This is a genomic window from Burkholderia sp. MSMB1078WGS, assembly GCF_001528895.1.
Taxonomy (GTDB): domain Bacteria; phylum Pseudomonadota; class Gammaproteobacteria; order Burkholderiales; family Burkholderiaceae; genus Burkholderia.
Genome location: NZ_LPDI01000041.1, coordinates 89,346 through 103,587 on the forward strand (window position 1 = coordinate 89,346; position 14,242 = coordinate 103,587).

The 14,242-nt window shown below is 67.1% G+C and carries 14 protein-coding genes; 10 read left to right on the plus strand and 4 right to left on the minus strand.

Annotation, left to right across the window (positions count from 1 at the left end):
• The first annotated feature begins 43 nt into the window (after positions 1-43).
• From WT24_RS12705 to WT24_RS12740, 8 genes are all read left to right on the plus strand, one after another.
• On the plus strand, positions 44-748 hold the full coding sequence (locus WT24_RS12705; RefSeq protein ID WP_059790607.1) for a GntR family transcriptional regulator: 705 nt from the start codon (positions 44-46) through the stop codon (positions 746-748).
• A gap of 147 nt (positions 749-895) precedes the next feature.
• On the plus strand, positions 896-2,380 hold the full coding sequence (locus tag WT24_RS12710; protein WP_060033787.1) for an NCS1 family nucleobase:cation symporter-1: 1,485 nt from the start codon (positions 896-898) through the stop codon (positions 2,378-2,380).
• 10 nt (positions 2,381-2,390) lie between these two features.
• The gene (locus WT24_RS12715; protein WP_059790609.1) at positions 2,391-3,182 is read left to right on the plus strand and encodes an aspartate/glutamate racemase family protein; all 792 of its coding nucleotides are present in this window, start codon (positions 2,391-2,393) and stop codon (positions 3,180-3,182) included.
• Positions 3,183-3,343: 161 nt separating this feature from the next.
• Complete coding sequence (puuE, locus tag WT24_RS12720; protein WP_034207577.1) at positions 3,344-4,297, plus strand: allantoinase PuuE; 954 nt, start codon at positions 3,344-3,346, stop codon at positions 4,295-4,297.
• A complete protein-coding gene (gene uraD / locus WT24_RS12725) occupies positions 4,294-4,815 on the plus strand; it encodes a 2-oxo-4-hydroxy-4-carboxy-5-ureidoimidazoline decarboxylase (RefSeq protein ID WP_034207576.1) in 522 nt (173 codons plus the stop codon). Before puuE ends, uraD begins: the two co-directional genes overlap by 4 nt.
• A gap of 88 nt (positions 4,816-4,903) precedes the next feature.
• Entirely contained in the window at positions 4,904-5,917 is a 1,014-nt protein-coding gene (gene alc, locus WT24_RS12730) for an allantoicase (protein ID WP_059505956.1), read from the plus strand.
• Complete coding sequence (locus WT24_RS12735; protein ID WP_059505958.1) at positions 5,914-6,426, plus strand: ureidoglycolate lyase; 513 nt, start codon at positions 5,914-5,916, stop codon at positions 6,424-6,426. Before alc ends, WT24_RS12735 begins: the two co-directional genes overlap by 4 nt.
• Before the next feature lie 201 nt (positions 6,427-6,627).
• Entirely contained in the window at positions 6,628-7,992 is a 1,365-nt protein-coding gene (locus tag WT24_RS12740) for a hypothetical protein (RefSeq protein ID WP_060033790.1), read from the plus strand.
• A gap of 99 nt (positions 7,993-8,091) precedes the next feature.
• Here the strand turns inward: WT24_RS12740 and WT24_RS12745 are convergent, their stop codons facing one another.
• Positions 8,092-9,285 carry a urate hydroxylase PuuD gene (locus WT24_RS12745; protein ID WP_059505962.1) on the minus strand — a complete coding sequence of 398 codons (1,194 nt, stop codon included), beginning with the start codon at positions 9,283-9,285 and terminating at the stop codon, positions 8,092-8,094.
• 53 nt (positions 9,286-9,338) lie between these two features.
• Positions 9,339-9,692, minus strand: coding sequence for a hydroxyisourate hydrolase (gene uraH / locus WT24_RS12750; protein WP_027784716.1), 354 nt, complete (start codon positions 9,690-9,692; stop codon positions 9,339-9,341).
• 530 nt (positions 9,693-10,222) lie between these two features.
• On the opposite strand from uraH, the gene WT24_RS12755 reads away from it, so the two are divergent.
• Complete coding sequence (locus WT24_RS12755) at positions 10,223-11,635, plus strand: 8-oxoguanine deaminase (protein ID WP_060033794.1); 1,413 nt, start codon at positions 10,223-10,225, stop codon at positions 11,633-11,635.
• Positions 11,636-11,764: 129 nt separating this feature from the next.
• On the opposite strand, the gene WT24_RS12760 is transcribed toward WT24_RS12755, so the two are convergent.
• Both WT24_RS12760 and WT24_RS12765 read right to left on the minus strand, forming a co-directional pair.
• On the minus strand, positions 11,765-12,694 hold the full coding sequence (locus WT24_RS12760) for a LysR substrate-binding domain-containing protein (RefSeq protein WP_006762467.1): 930 nt from the start codon (positions 12,692-12,694) through the stop codon (positions 11,765-11,767).
• 217 nt (positions 12,695-12,911) lie between these two features.
• The gene (locus WT24_RS12765) at positions 12,912-13,121 is read right to left on the minus strand and encodes a dodecin (RefSeq protein ID WP_059505968.1); all 210 of its coding nucleotides are present in this window, start codon (positions 13,119-13,121) and stop codon (positions 12,912-12,914) included.
• Between the two features lie 168 nt (positions 13,122-13,289).
• Between WT24_RS12765 and WT24_RS12770 the strand changes: the two genes are divergently transcribed.
• Positions 13,290-14,183 (plus strand): NAD(P)-dependent oxidoreductase, encoded by an 894-nt coding sequence (locus tag WT24_RS12770; RefSeq protein WP_060033797.1) that lies wholly within the window; start codon positions 13,290-13,292, stop codon positions 14,181-14,183.
• Positions 14,184-14,242 lie beyond the last annotated feature (59 nt).

Consider the following 14,242-nt stretch of genomic DNA (forward strand, 5'->3'; position numbering starts at 1 on the left):
TTGACAATCTTTATGTCCATCCTAGGATGAGGACCATCACACGATGCAGATCATGAACGAGCCCGATTCCCATCCGTCCGGCGCAGCCGGTCCCGAAGCGATCGCCGAGCGCATCCGCACCGCGATCCTCGAGCATCGGCTCGCGCCCGGCGCGAAGCTGACGGAGGCGCAGCTCTGCGAAGTGTTCGGCGTGAAGCGCGGGACGATCCGCCAGGCGCTCGCGCAGCTCGCGACCGACAAACTGGTCGACCTCGAGCCGAACCGCGGCGCGTTCGTCGCGAGCCCGTCGCTGCAGGACGTGCACGAAGTGTTCGAGATGCGCCGGATCATCGAGCTGGCCGTGGTCGAGCGGCTCGCGACCGGCCCCGGCGCCAGGCGGTTGAAGGGCGTCGCGGCGCTGATCGACAAGGAACGCAAGGCGTTCGAGCGGCACGACTTCGCGGCGTGGATCCGGCTGTCGGGCGAATTCCATACGGCGCTCGCGACGCTGATGGGCAATGCGACGCTCAGCGAGTGCCTCGAAGGGCTCGTCGCACGCTCGACGCTGATGTCGGCGCTGTACGAATCGCACGGGCGCAGCCCGTGTTCGTGCGACGACCACGACGAGATCCTCGCCGCACTGGAGGCGGGCGATCCGAAGCAGGCGGTGACGCTGATGGCGCGCCACCTGCAGCATGTCGAACTGAAGATGCTGGACCGGCCCGCGCAAGGGCAGGTCGATTTGCGCGAAGTGTTCGGCGGCGCCTGAGCGGCGACGCGAACCCGGCCGCGCCACACGACGAGAGCAATGCAGGCCTGCGGTGTTTGCCGAGGGCCGCGGGTCCGACTCCGGGCGACGATCCGGAGCGATATCGATGACGGTGGAGCGGCCTTCCGGCCGCGTCAAGGAGAAGTCATGGCTCAATTCAGTGTGGCGCACGACAGCGCCTATCCGGCGGAAGAAGGCGGCGAGGGCGGCGGTCCGGCATTGCCGGACGGTTACAGCGAACGTCTGTATAACGAAGATTTGGCACCCCTAAAAAATCAGACGTGGGGCGCGTACAACATCTTCGCGTTCTGGATGTCGGACGTGCACAGCGTCGGCGGCTACGTGTTCGCGGGCAGCCTGTTCGCGCTCGGGCTGACGAGCTGGCAGGTGCTGATTGCGCTGATCGTCGGCATCGGCCTCGTGAACGGGCTGTGCAACCTGATCGCGCGGCCGAGCCAGCAGATCGGCGTGCCGTATCCGGTCGCGTGCCGCGCGACCTTCGGCGTGCTCGGCGCGAACGTGCCGGCCGTGATCCGTGGGCTGATCGCGATCGCATGGTATGGAATCCAGACTTATCTCGCGTCGAGCGCGCTCGTGATCGTCGTGCTGAAATTCTTCCCGCAATGGCTGCCGTATGCGGACGTCCATCGCTACGGCTTCCTCGGGCTGTCGGCGGTCGGCTGGGCCGGCTTCATGCTGCTGTGGGTGCTCCAGGCGTTCGTGTTCTGGAACGGGATGGAGACGATCAAGAAGTTCATCGACTTCGCGGGCCCGGCCGTCTATGTCGTGATGTTCATCCTGGCCGGCTACATGGTGTGGCGCGCGGGCTGGCGCAACATCGGCATCAACCTCGGCGGCGTCAAGTATCACGGCGCCGAAGTGATTCCGGTGATGATCACCGCCGTGTCGCTCGTCGTGTCGTACTTCTCCGGGCCGATGCTCAACTTCGGCGACTTCTCGCGCTACTGCCGCTCGTTCGGCGACGTGAAGCGCGGCAATTTCTGGGGGCTGCCCGTCAACTTCCTCGCGTTCTCGCTCGTCACGGTGATCACCACCGCCGCGACGCTGCCGGTGTTCGGCGAACTGATCACCGACCCGGTCGAGACGGTCGGCCGCATCGACCATCCGACCGCGGTGATCCTCGGCGCGCTGACGTTCACGATCGCGACGATCGGCATCAACATCGTCGCGAACTTCGTGTCTCCCGCGTTCGATTTCTCGAACGTCGCGCCGCGCCTGATCAGCTGGCGTGCGGGCGGGATGCTCGCCGCCGTCGCATCGATCTTCATCACGCCGTGGAACCTGTTCAACAACCCGGCGGTGATCCATTACACGCTCGACGTGCTCGGCGCGTTCATCGGCCCGCTGTACGGCGTGCTGATCGCCGACTTCTACCTCGTCAAGCGCGGCCGCCTCGTGCGCAACGACCTGTACACGATGTCGGAAAGCGGCGCCTACTGGTACACGGGCGGCGTGAACCGCCGCGCGCTCGCCGCGCTGCTGCCGGCTGCGGTGATCGCGGTCGTGTGCGTGATGGTGCCGGGCTGGCAGGGCGTCGCGAATTTCTCGTGGTTCATCGGCGCAGGGCTCGGCTTCGGGTTCTACCGGCTGCTGGCAGGCGCGAAGGCGTAAGGAGCCTGCGATGAAGATCCGACTGATCAATCCGAATACGACGCAGCGGATGACCGACGCGATGGGCCGCTGCGCGCGCGAGGTCGCGGCCGCCGGCACGGAGATCGTGGCCGTGAGCCCGCCGATGGGGCCGCCGTCGATCGAAGGGTATTACGACGAGGCGCTCGCGACGCCGGGGCTGCTCGCCGAGATCGCGCAGGGCGAGCGCGACGGCTGCGACGCATACGTGATCGCGTGTTTCGGCGATCCGGGCCTGTATGCGGCGCGGGAACTCGCGCGCGGGCCGGTGATCGGCATCGCCGAGGCCGCGATGCATGCAGCAAGCGTGCTCGCGCCGGGCTTCTCGGTCGTCACGACGCTCGCGCGTACCTGCGGGATGGCGTGGCACCTCGCGGAGCGCTACGGGATGAAGCGGTTCTGCCGCAACGTGCGCGCAACCGACGTCGCGGTGCTCGAACTCGACCGGCCCGGCTCGGCCGCGCGCCGGATCATCGTCGACGAATGCCGGCGCGCGCTCGACGAGGACGGTGCCGACGCGATCGTGCTCGGCTGCGCGGGGATGGCCGAATTCGCGCACGAGATCGAGCAGCAGATCGGTGCGCCGGTGGTCGAGGGCGTCACGGCGGCCGTCAAGTGGGCCGAGGCGCTCGTCGCGTTGCGCCTCGCGACCGCGAAGCGCGGCGACTACGCGCGGCCGCTGCCGAAGCGCTACGACGGTGCGTTCGCCCGCTTCAGCCCGCCGGACGGGGATACGGCGGAACCGGTCCCGGATTTGCCGCACCCGCACATACACACCGTCTGACACGCACTATCTGCGCCGCTGTATGGGCGCGTATGAACGTTTTCGCTACACTGGGCCGTCGTCGCATCGGCTGGTGCGGCCCGCTTCCGGGCGCCGCGCCGTCGATGCGAACCCATTATTTCAGCCCGCTCACTCAGCCCGCATTCGTTGCATTTCGAACCATGTCACTCGATCCCAACTATCCTCGCGACCTGATCGGCTACGGCCGCCATCCCGTTCAGGCGAACTGGCCGGGGCGCGCCCGCGTCGCCGTGCAATTCGTGCTGAATTACGAGGAGGGCGGCGAGAACTGCGTGCTGCACGGCGATCCGGGCTCCGAGCAGTTCCTGTCCGAAATCGTCGGCGCCGCCGCGTATCCGGACCGCCACATGAGCATGGAGTCGATCTACGAATACGGGTCGCGGGCCGGCGTGTGGCGCATCCTGCGCGAATTCGAGAAGCGCGGGCTGCCGCTGACGGTATTCGGCGTCGGCATGGCGATCGAGCGTCATCCGGAGCTTGCGCGCGCATTCGTCGAGCTCGGCCATGAAATCGCGTGCCACGGCTGGCGCTGGATTCACTACCAGAGCATGACGCCGGAACTCGAAGCCGAACACATGCGCCTCGGGATGGAAGCGATCGAGCGCGTGACGGGCGAGCGCCCGCTCGGCTGGTATACCGGCCGCGACAGCCCGAACACGCACCGCCTGGTCGCCGAATACGGCGGCTTCCTATACGACTCCGACAACTACGGCGACGACCTGCCGTTCTGGATGGACGTCGAGGTGTCGGGCGGCCGCACGTCGCCGCAACTGATCGTGCCGTACACGCTGGACACGAACGACATGCGTTTCGCGACGCCGCAGGGCTTCAACACCGGCGATCACTTCTTCCACTACCTGCGCGACGCATTCGACGTGCTGTACGCGGAGGGCGACGAGGCGCCGAAGATGCTGTCGATCGGCATGCACTGCCGGCTGCTCGGCCGGCCGGGCCGGTTCCGCGGGCTGCAGCGTTTCCTCGATCACATCGAGAAGCACGATCGCGTATGGGTGACGCGCCGTGTCGATATCGCGCGTCACTGGCGTGAACATCATCCGTATCAGCCCAATCATCGAAACGAAGGGAAAGCATGAAGGCGATGCGCTACACGTTGGAACAACTGAACACGATGGCGCCGAGCGCATTCGTCGCGGCGTTGTCGGGGATTTTCGAGCATTCGCCGTGGGTGGCCGAGGTCGCCGCGGGCGAGCGGCCGTTCGCGAGTATCGACGCGCTGCACAAGACGATGTCGGATGCGGTGGAAACCAGCGGCGAAGCGCGCCAGCTCGCGCTGATCAACGCCCACCCGGAGCTGGCCGGCAAGGCCGCCGTGCGCGGCGAATTGACGGCCGAGTCGACCCGCGAGCAAAGCGGCGCGGGCCTCGACCAGTGCACGCAAGAAGAATTCGACAAGCTGCTGACGCTGAACCGCACGTATCGCGAGAAGTTCGGCTTCCCGTTCATCCTCGCGGTGCGCGGCTATGACCGCCACGGCATCATCGCGAACTTCGAGTCGCGCGTGAATCATTCGCGGGCCGAGGAGCTGCGCGCGAGCCTCGACCAGATTTACCGGATCGCGCGCTTTCGCCTCGACGACCTGATCGACGCCTGACATCGCCGCCTGACACCGCCGCTTGACACCGCGATACGGCCTGCTGCGTCGCAGCGGCTCGATCGCCTCACTGAAACAAGGAAACATCATGGCTGTTCCGCTTCTCGATCCGAACGCACCCGATTTCACGCGGCGCTACGTGAATCTTGCCGACCCGCGTCTCGGTGCGCAGGCGCTCGAGGCCAGCGACGATTTCTTCGCGCCGAAGGACCGGATGCTGAACCCCGAGCCCGCCGTCTTCATCCCCGGCAAGTACGACGACCACGGCAAGTGGATGGACGGCTGGGAGACGCGCCGCAAGCGCACGACCGGCTACGACTGGTGCATCGTCAAGCTCGCGCGCCCGGGCGTGATCAAGGGCTTCGACATCGATACGAGCCACTTCACCGGCAACTTCCCGCCGGCGGCGTCGATCGAGGCCGCGTTCGTGGCCGACGGCGCGCCGACGCAGGCCACCGAGTGGGTCGAGATCGTCGCGTCGACCACGCTGCAAGGCAACAGCCATCACTACGTCGAAGCGAGCGACGCGCGCGCGTTCACGCACCTGCGCATAAACATCTACCCGGACGGCGGCATCGCGCGCCTGCGCGTGTACGGCCAGCCGCAGCTCGACTGGGCCGGTGCGAGCGCGACCGAGCAGTTCGACCTCGCGGCGATGGAAAACGGCGGTTACGTGGTGGCGGCGAACAACCAGCACTTCGGCGTCGCGTCGAACCTGCTGCTGCCGGGCCGCGGCGTGAACATGGGCGACGGCTGGGAAACTCGCCGTCGCCGCGAACCGGGCAACGATTGGGCGATCATCGCGCTCGCGCACCCGGGCGTGATTCGCAAGATCGAAGTCGATACCGCGTTCTTCAAGGGCAATTACCCGGATCGCTGCTCGATCCAGGCTGCCTATGTGTCGGGCGGCACGGACAGCTCGTTGATCACGCAGTCGATGTTTTGGCCGGTGCTGCTCGGCGAACAGAAGCTGCAGATGGACAAGCAGCACTACTTCGAACACGACGTCGCATCGCTCGGCCCCGTCACGCACGTGCGGCTGAACATCATTCCGGACGGCGGCGTGTCGCGCCTGCGTCTGTGGGGGACGCTCGACAAATGAAGACGCTTGCCATCGAACCGCTGACCAAGGAAGCGTTTGCGCCGTTCGGCGACGTGATCGAAACGGAAGGGGCCAAGCAGATCCCGATCAACCTCGGCACGACGATCCGCTTTCACGATCTCGCGAAAGTCGACGTGACCGATGAAGGCGGCCGCACGCTCGTCAACCTGTTCCGCGGCCAGCCGCGCACGCTGCCGTTCGAGGTGAAGATGCTCGAGCGGCATCCGCTCGGCAGTCAGGCGTTCGTGCCGCTGAACGACCAGCCGTATCTCGTCGTCGTCGCGCCCGCGGGCGAGCTCGATCCCGCGAAGATCCGCGCATTCGTGACGAGCGGCTGGCAGGGCGTCAACTACGCGAAGGGCGTATGGCATCACCCGCTGATCGCGTTGGGCGGCGTGAGCGACTTCATCGTCGTCGATCGCGGCGGCGATGGGCTGAACCTGAACGAGCAGGATCTGCAGGAGTCGCTGTGGCTCACCGAGGATGCACTGGACGCGGTGACGGCCTGAGCCGACGGCGGCGTTACCCGGAAAGCCCGCGCACGATGCGCGGGCTTTTTTCATTTCGCTGCACGGTTGTCGCGCGAGGACTTTGCATATTCCATATCGTTGGTTCGTTGCGGCACGGGAGCCCGGTATCTTGACCGATTTGTCGGCCCGGCGGGCCGGTACGTTCCGAATCCTCGAACCTCCTCCCACGAACATCCCGATATGAATGGAAGACTCCCGATCGCCGCGGCAGTGGCGGCGGCCGTGCTGGCGCTCGCCGCATGCGACGGCAGCGACGGCGACATCGTCGCCAGTACCGGCACGAGCGCGGCCCGTAGCGCGAACCCGCTGGCCACGCCCGATCAGATCGCGGCGGAGAAACTCGCGCTCGAACTGGTGGCCGCGCCCGCGGTCGTGCAGGCGAAGGCTGCGCTGAAGGCGCAATGGCTGGCCGCGGCCCAGGCGGTGGGCGGCGTGCCGGACGAGTCGCTCGCCTATCTGCAGACGGCCGTCGACGAATCGGCGATGTCGAGCGCGCTCGCGATCACGAACCGTGATCCGAACGCGCCGAAAGTCATCTCCGGACTCGCCGCGCCGCATACGTGGTTCGGCATCGACGTGCCGGGCTCGCGCACGACGTTCGACAATCCGGATACGATTTATCGCAGCTTTCCGGTCGACCCGACGGCGCGTTACGTGATTCGCGGTAACGTGCATCGCGACGGCCCGGTCGACAGCAACGTCAGCTTGTGGGACAGCCGTCACGCGACGCTGTCGAACCTGACCGGCGATCAGTTGCGGGTCGGTGCGGACGGCAGCTTCACGATTACCGCGGATTCCGGCGCGGGAGACGGTACCGGCAATCACGTCGTGTTGCCGGCGGTCGCCGCATCGTTCTTCATTCGCGATACCGTCGCCGAATGGGGCGTGCAGCAATTCGACGATCTGTCGATCGAGCGCGTGTCCGGCGCTTCGTCGGCGGCGGCGCCGACCAAGGCCGAGATGATCGCCGCGCTGGCCGCGCAGGTCGGCAACGGCGGCAGCACGTTCGCCAGCTACAACGCGCTCGCGAACGCGCAGCCGGTCAATACGATTCCGGCCGTATCGCTGGGTGGCTCGGCCGGGCGGCTGTCGACGCAGGCGGCCACCTACAGCGCGTTCCGGATCGCCGACGACGAAGCGTTGGTGGTGACGGTCAGCCTTGGCGGCGCGAAATACTTCATTGCGCCCGCCTATGGCCGCTGGCTGATCACGACCGACTACGTGAATCACACGCAGTCGCTGAACAACAGCCAGGCGGTCGCGAATCCGGACGGTACGCTCACGTTCGTCGTATCGCCGAGCGATCCGGGCGTCTACAACTGGGTGGATACGGTCGGCATCCACGAAGGCTTTCTGAATCTGCGCTGGCAAGGGCTACCCGCGACGTCGGCCGGCGCGGCGCCTGCCGCGCATGCGATGCTCGTGAAGCTGGCCGACCTGCGCTCGGTACTGCCGGCGACGACTCGCTACGTCACGCCGGCGGAGCGGGCGACGCAGCTTGCCGCGCGCAAGGCGAGCTACGCGCCGCGCTATTCGGCCGGCTGACCGGTGCGGCTCGACGTCGCCGTCGAGCGGTCCCGCGGCATACAAAAAAACAGGCCCGCCGAAGCGGGCCAGTCGTTCAGGCGCGGTCGAACCAGGGGCTTACTTCGCGGCGCCGCCCTCGAACCACGCGGCGAGCTTCATCCGCTCGTCGTCGGTCATGTGCGTGACGTTGCCGATCGGCATCGCCTTCAGGCGTACGGCCTGGTCGTAGATGCGCTGCGCGTTCTTCGACACTTCTTCCGGCGTGTCGAACATCACGCCCGCGGGCGCGCTGCCCATCAGCGTCGGCTTCGACGAGTGGCACTCGACACAGCGCTGCTGCAGGATCGGCATGATGTCGTGGATCGCGACCTTCGGTGCGTTGGCCGCTTGCGCTTCCGGAGCAACCGGCTTCGGCATCGTCCACACCAGCGCGCCCGACAGCAGCGCGACACCGCCGATCGGCAGATACCACAGCTGCTTGCCGCGGTGACGCATCACGAAGAACTGACGAATCAGCGCGCCGGCCAGCATGATCAGCACGAGCACGACCCAGTTGAACTTGTTCGTGTACGTCATCGCATAGTGGTTCGACAGCATCGCGAACACGACCGGCAGCGTGAAGTACGTGTTGTGCACCGAACGCTGCTTGCCGCGCTTGCCGTAGATCGGGTTCGGCTCCTCGCCCTTGAGCATCTTGTCGACCATCTTGCGCTGGCCGGGGATGATCACGAAGAACACGTTCGCCGACATGATCGTCGCGAGCATCGCGCCGACGATCAGGTAGGCGGCACGGCCCGAGAAGATGTGGCATGCGAGATACGCGGCGATCACCACGTACACGCCGACGCAGATGCCGAGCACGCGATCGTTGGTGCCGAGGATGCGGCACAGCGAGTCGTAGACGATCCAGCCGGCGGCGAGGAAGCCGAGTGCGGAAGCCACGGCGACCACCGGGCCCATGTCGAGCACGTTCTTGTCGATCAGGTACGTGTTCGGTGCGAGCAGGTACAGCACGAAGAACAGCGTGAAGCCCGACAGCCACGTCGTGTACGACGGCCACTTCGACCAGTGCAGGTCGTCGGGCATTTCCGGCGGGGCGACTGTGTACTTCTGCATGTTGTAGAAACCGCCGCCGTGGACGTGCCACAGCTCGCCGAACACGCCGCGCTTGCGCTGGTTCGGGTCGGTCGGCGGTTTCAGGCTGTTGTCGAGCGCGACGAAATAGAACGACTCGCCGATCCACGCAATGGCGACGATGACGTGCAGCCATCGCAGCGCGAGGTTCAGCCAGTCGGTGATGAAGCCTTCCATGAAACTCCTCCAGACTCAGATCGTTTGTCTTGATGCAGGCGCTGATTCGCCTGTCAGCTGCCGCGATAGGTGCTGTACGACCACGGCGACACGAGCAGCGGCACGTGGTAGTGCGAGCCGGTGTCGGCGATGCCGAAGCGCAGGACGACGCGGTCGACGAAGCGGGGTTCGGGCACCTTCACGCCGAGCGCCGCGAAGTAGTCGCCGGCATGGAACACGAGTTCGTATTCGCCGGCGGCGAGCGCGGCGCCTTCGAGCAGCGGTTCGTCGCAGCGGCCGTCGCTATTGGTCAGCACGGTCTTGATCGCGCGGCGCGAATCGCCGTCCAGCGCGTAGAGGTCCACCTTGATGGCGGCGCCGGGGCGACCGTGCGCCGTATCGAGTACATGGGTAGTGAGCTTTCCCATTCGTTGTTCCTTGTGTGAATGCGAGGTTCGGCGGCGACTCGATCCATTGACCGTGCGGCGGATCGAGGCTCCACGTCACGTGGCTACATACCCGTCGGCGAGATTGAAGCGAGCGCCGTGCAGGCATTGTAAAAAGGTTCCCCGCGCAAATACGGGCGCGATATCGAAGATAATGCGCCGCGCATGAGCGGCTGTCGACGGCACGCCGGAACGGCTTCGAGCGCGGATTTCGGGCACCCGTCGGGGTACCCCTCGGGGCGCTCGGCGGGGCGTCGGGCGGCGTACCATACCGAATCCCTGAAGGGCGGTATTCCGGATCGCGTATTGTGTGCGGCGCGCGCCTGGGCGATCCTCACGCCGTGCGCGTCGGCCCGTGGCCGGCGCGTACCCCGAAGACGGCGAGCACGCCGGGTAACCGGGCCAGGGCGTTCGAACGGACGCAGGCACCGGGCGTGCCGCGATTCAGCGTTCGAACGGCTGTGTGACCGCCTCCAGGGCAGCCCCTGGAGGCAGACCGACGCGGAGAACGCATGAATTTCGAGCAGCACGCCGGCGCACGCGCGCCGAACTCCTTTTCATCCCGCCCGACGACCCTGCTGGTCAAGCACGCCGACGTGCTCGTGACCATGGACGATACGCGCCGCGAGCTGCGCGACGCGGGGCTCTACATCGAAGACAACCGGATCGTCGCGGTCGGCCCGACCGCCGAGCTGCCCGACACGGCCGACGAAGTGCTCGACCTGCGCGGCCACCTCGTGATCCCGGGGCTCGTGAATACGCACCACCACATGTACCAGAGCCTCACGCGCGCGGTGCCGGCCGCGCAGAACGCCGAACTGTTCGGCTGGCTCACGAACCTGTACCGGATCTGGGCGCACCTGACGCCCGAGATGATCGAGGTGTCGACGCTCACCGCGATGGCCGAGCTGCTGCAGTCGGGCTGCACGACGTCGAGCGACCATCTGTACATCTACCCGAACGGCAGCCGGCTCGACGACAGCATCGGCGCCGCGCAGCGGATCGGCATGCGTTTTCATGCGAGCCGCGGTGCGATGAGCGTCGGCCAGCGCGACGGCGGATTGCCGCCCGATTCGGTCGTCGAGCGCGAACCCGACATCCTGCGCGACGCGCAGCGTCTGATCGAGACCTATCACGACGAAGGCCGCTACGCGATGCTGCGCGTGGTGGTCGCGCCGTGCTCGCCGTTCTCGGTGAGCCGCGAGCTGATGCGCGATGCGGCCGTGCTCGCGCGCGAGTACGGCGTGTCGCTGCACACGCACCTCGCGGAGAACGTCAACGACATCGCGTACAGCCGCGAGAAGTTCGGGATGACGCCCGCCGAATATGCGGAAGATCTCGGCTGGGTCGGCCACGACGTGTGGCATGCGCACTGCGTGCAGCTCGACGAGGCGGGCATCGGCCTGTTCGCGCGTACCGGCACGGGCGTCGCGCACTGCCCATGTTCGAACATGCGGCTGGCGTCCGGCATCGCGCCGGTGAAGAAGATGCGGCTCGCGGGCGTGCCGGTCGGCCTCGGCGTCGACGGTTCCGCATCGAACGACGGCGCGCAGATGGTGGCGGAAGTGCGCCAGGCGCTGCTGCTGCAGCGGGTCGGCTTCGGACCCGATGCGATGACCGCGCGCGAAGCGCTCGAGATCGCGACGCTCGGTGGCGCGAAGGTGTTGAACCGCGACGACATCGGCGCACTGAAACCCGGCATGGCCGCGGACTTCGCCGCGTTCGACCTGCGTCAGCCGCTGTTCGCGGGCGCGCTGCACGATCCGGTCGCGGCGCTCGTGTTCTGTGCGCCGTCGCAGGCGGCGTACACGGTGGTGAACGGCAAGGTGGTGGTGCGGGAAGGGCGGCTCGCGACGCTCGATCTGCCGCCCGTGATCGAGCGTCACAACGTGCTTGCACAGGCGCTGGTGGAAGCGTCGCGTTGACGCGTCGGCGGGGCGGTGGCGCCGCACGCTACGCAGCGGCCGCGCGGCCGTTGCGGCCGTGACCCGCCGCGCCGCGCACCGGGCCGCCGCGTAACGGTGCGACCGGCGCGCACTGCGCGCCGTATGCGATTACGCCTCGATCAGCGTGCGGGTGGCTTCTGCGACGAGGCTGCGCAGCCAGCGCACTTCGTCGGAGTAATGGCAGCGCTCGTGCCACAGCTGGTAGTACTGCATCGGCGGGAAGTCGAGCGGCGCGGGCACGACCGACAGCGGCAGGAACTTCGCGTAGTGATCGGCGAACAGCCGCGTGGTCGTGAAGATCAGGTCCGACTTCACGAGCACGTAAGGCGCGAGGTTGAAGTACGGCAGCGTGACGACCACATGACGCTTGAGCCGTTCGCGCGCGAGATGCACGTCGATCGCGCCGCGCTGGCCGACCGAGTACGGCGTCGGCGCGAGATGCGGCGCGTTCAGGTACTGGTCGAGCGTGAGCCCGCCGCGCTTCGCGAACGGGTGCGTGTTGCTCATCAGGCAGACGATTTCGTCGACGAACAGGTTCGACAGGTGCAACTGCTCGGGCGGCTCGGGCCAGTTGCCGACGACGATGTCGAGCTTGCCGTCCTCCAGCGCGAGCTCGTAGTCGAACGCGGGGCCGAGCGAGTGGAACTCGAGCGTCGCGTTCGGCGCGGCCTGACGGAAGCGTTCGACGACCGTCGGCACGAACAGCACGTTCAGGTAATCGGGACAGCCGATCCGGTAGCAGCGGATCGACGTGGCCGGGTCGAAATTGTGCTGCTGGAACTTGATGCGCTCGATTTCACGCAGCGCGTTCTGCACGGGCTCGAGCAGGCGCAGCCCGTATTCGGTCGGCACCATGCCGGATTTGCCGCGCACCAGCAGCGGATCGCCGGTGATGTCGCGCAGGCGCCGCAGCGCGGCGCTGATCGCCGGTTGCGACTGGTTCAGTTTGACGGCCGCGCGCGTGACGCTGCGCTCCATCAACAAGGTGTGCAAGACGCGCAAGAGGTACGTGTCGATCGCCTCGCGTTGCTGACTCATGTTATCTCCGGTTTATATGGCTGGGCTGATCGAGGGGGTGGTCGGGTATATCGTTTTTAATATGAACGAAAATCAGCGTCAAGAGATGGATACCCGCGGATGCCCGCCGGCCAGGCCGCGACGACGGACCTGAACGGGGTGGAACGCGGGGCGCGCGGCGCCGCGCGGATCCGGATTGCGCGGATCCGAAGCGCGGCGTGGGGAGGCGGCGGGTGCGTCAGTCGTCGAGGCGCATGCCGACCTTCAGCGTGACCTGCCAGTGCACGACCTGGTCGCCTTCGATGTGGCCGCGCGTTTCGGTCACCTGGAACCAGTGCAGGTTGTGCAACGTCTTGCCGGCTTTCGAGATCGCGTTGCGGATCGCGTCGTCGCTCGATTGCCGCGACGAACCGGTCAGCTCGATCATCTTGTATACGTGGTCGCTCATGATGCGCTCCCTGGGACGTTCGTATGGCGGGCCGGTGCAAGGCGCGGTCCCGAAGCGGTTCCGCTACGGTTCCGAGGCGGTTCCGCAACGGTCCCATGCGTGCCCGGCTTCTTGAGTGATAGGTATGATGGGCGGCAAGTGCAACCCATATCGGAGACGAGGAACATCGTGGAAGTCGGATTTTGCGGACCGGGATTGATGGGCGCGCCGATGATTCGGCATCTGCTGGCGGCCGGGCATCGCGTCGGCGTGTGGAATCGCTCGCGCGACAAGGCCGACGCGCTGGTGAAGGACGGCGCGCAGGTGGTCGGCACGCCGCGCGAGCTGGCCGAACGCGTCGATACGGTATTCGTGTGCGTGCTCGACGGCCGGGCGGTCGGCGACGTCGTGTTCGGCGAGCACGGGCTGCTTTCCGGCGACGCGAGCGCGCGCCGCCTGCAGCGCATCGTCGATCATTCGAGCATTCCGCCGGCCGCCACGCGCGACTATGCGGCGCGCGCGGCCGCGCTCGGGGTCGGCTGGGTCGATGCGCCGGTGTCCGGCGGCGTGCCGGGCGCGCAGGCCGGCACGCTCGCGGTGATGGCCGGCGGCCGCGCGGCCGATCTCGATGCGGTGCGCCCGCTGATCGATACGTATGCGTCGCGCATCACGCACATGGGCGACGCCGGCGCGGGCCAGACGGCGAAGCTGTGCAACCAGGCGATCGTCACCGCGACGGTCACCGCGATCGCCGAGGCGGTCGGCCTGGCGCAGGCGAGCGGCATCGACGCCGCGCGTCTGGCCGAGGCGCTGGCCGGCGGGTGGGCCGATTCGGTGCTGCTGCAGACGTTCGTGCCGCGCATGACGTCGGGCGGCCATCCACCGATCGGTGCGCTGAGTACGTTTCAGAAGGATGTCGATGCCATCGCGGACGCCGCGCGCGACACGGGCGCGGTGATGCCCGTGTCGGCCACCGTGCAGCAGGTGCTGAGGCTCGGCGCCGCGCAGGGGCTCGCCGGGGCCGATTTCGCCGCGTTCATCGACATCGTGCGTCCGAACAACGGTCGCCGGCAGGCGTCGTGAGCGGCAAGCGGGGCGCGTGAATGGCAAATGGGCCGCCCGGAGGCGGCCCATCGAATGAC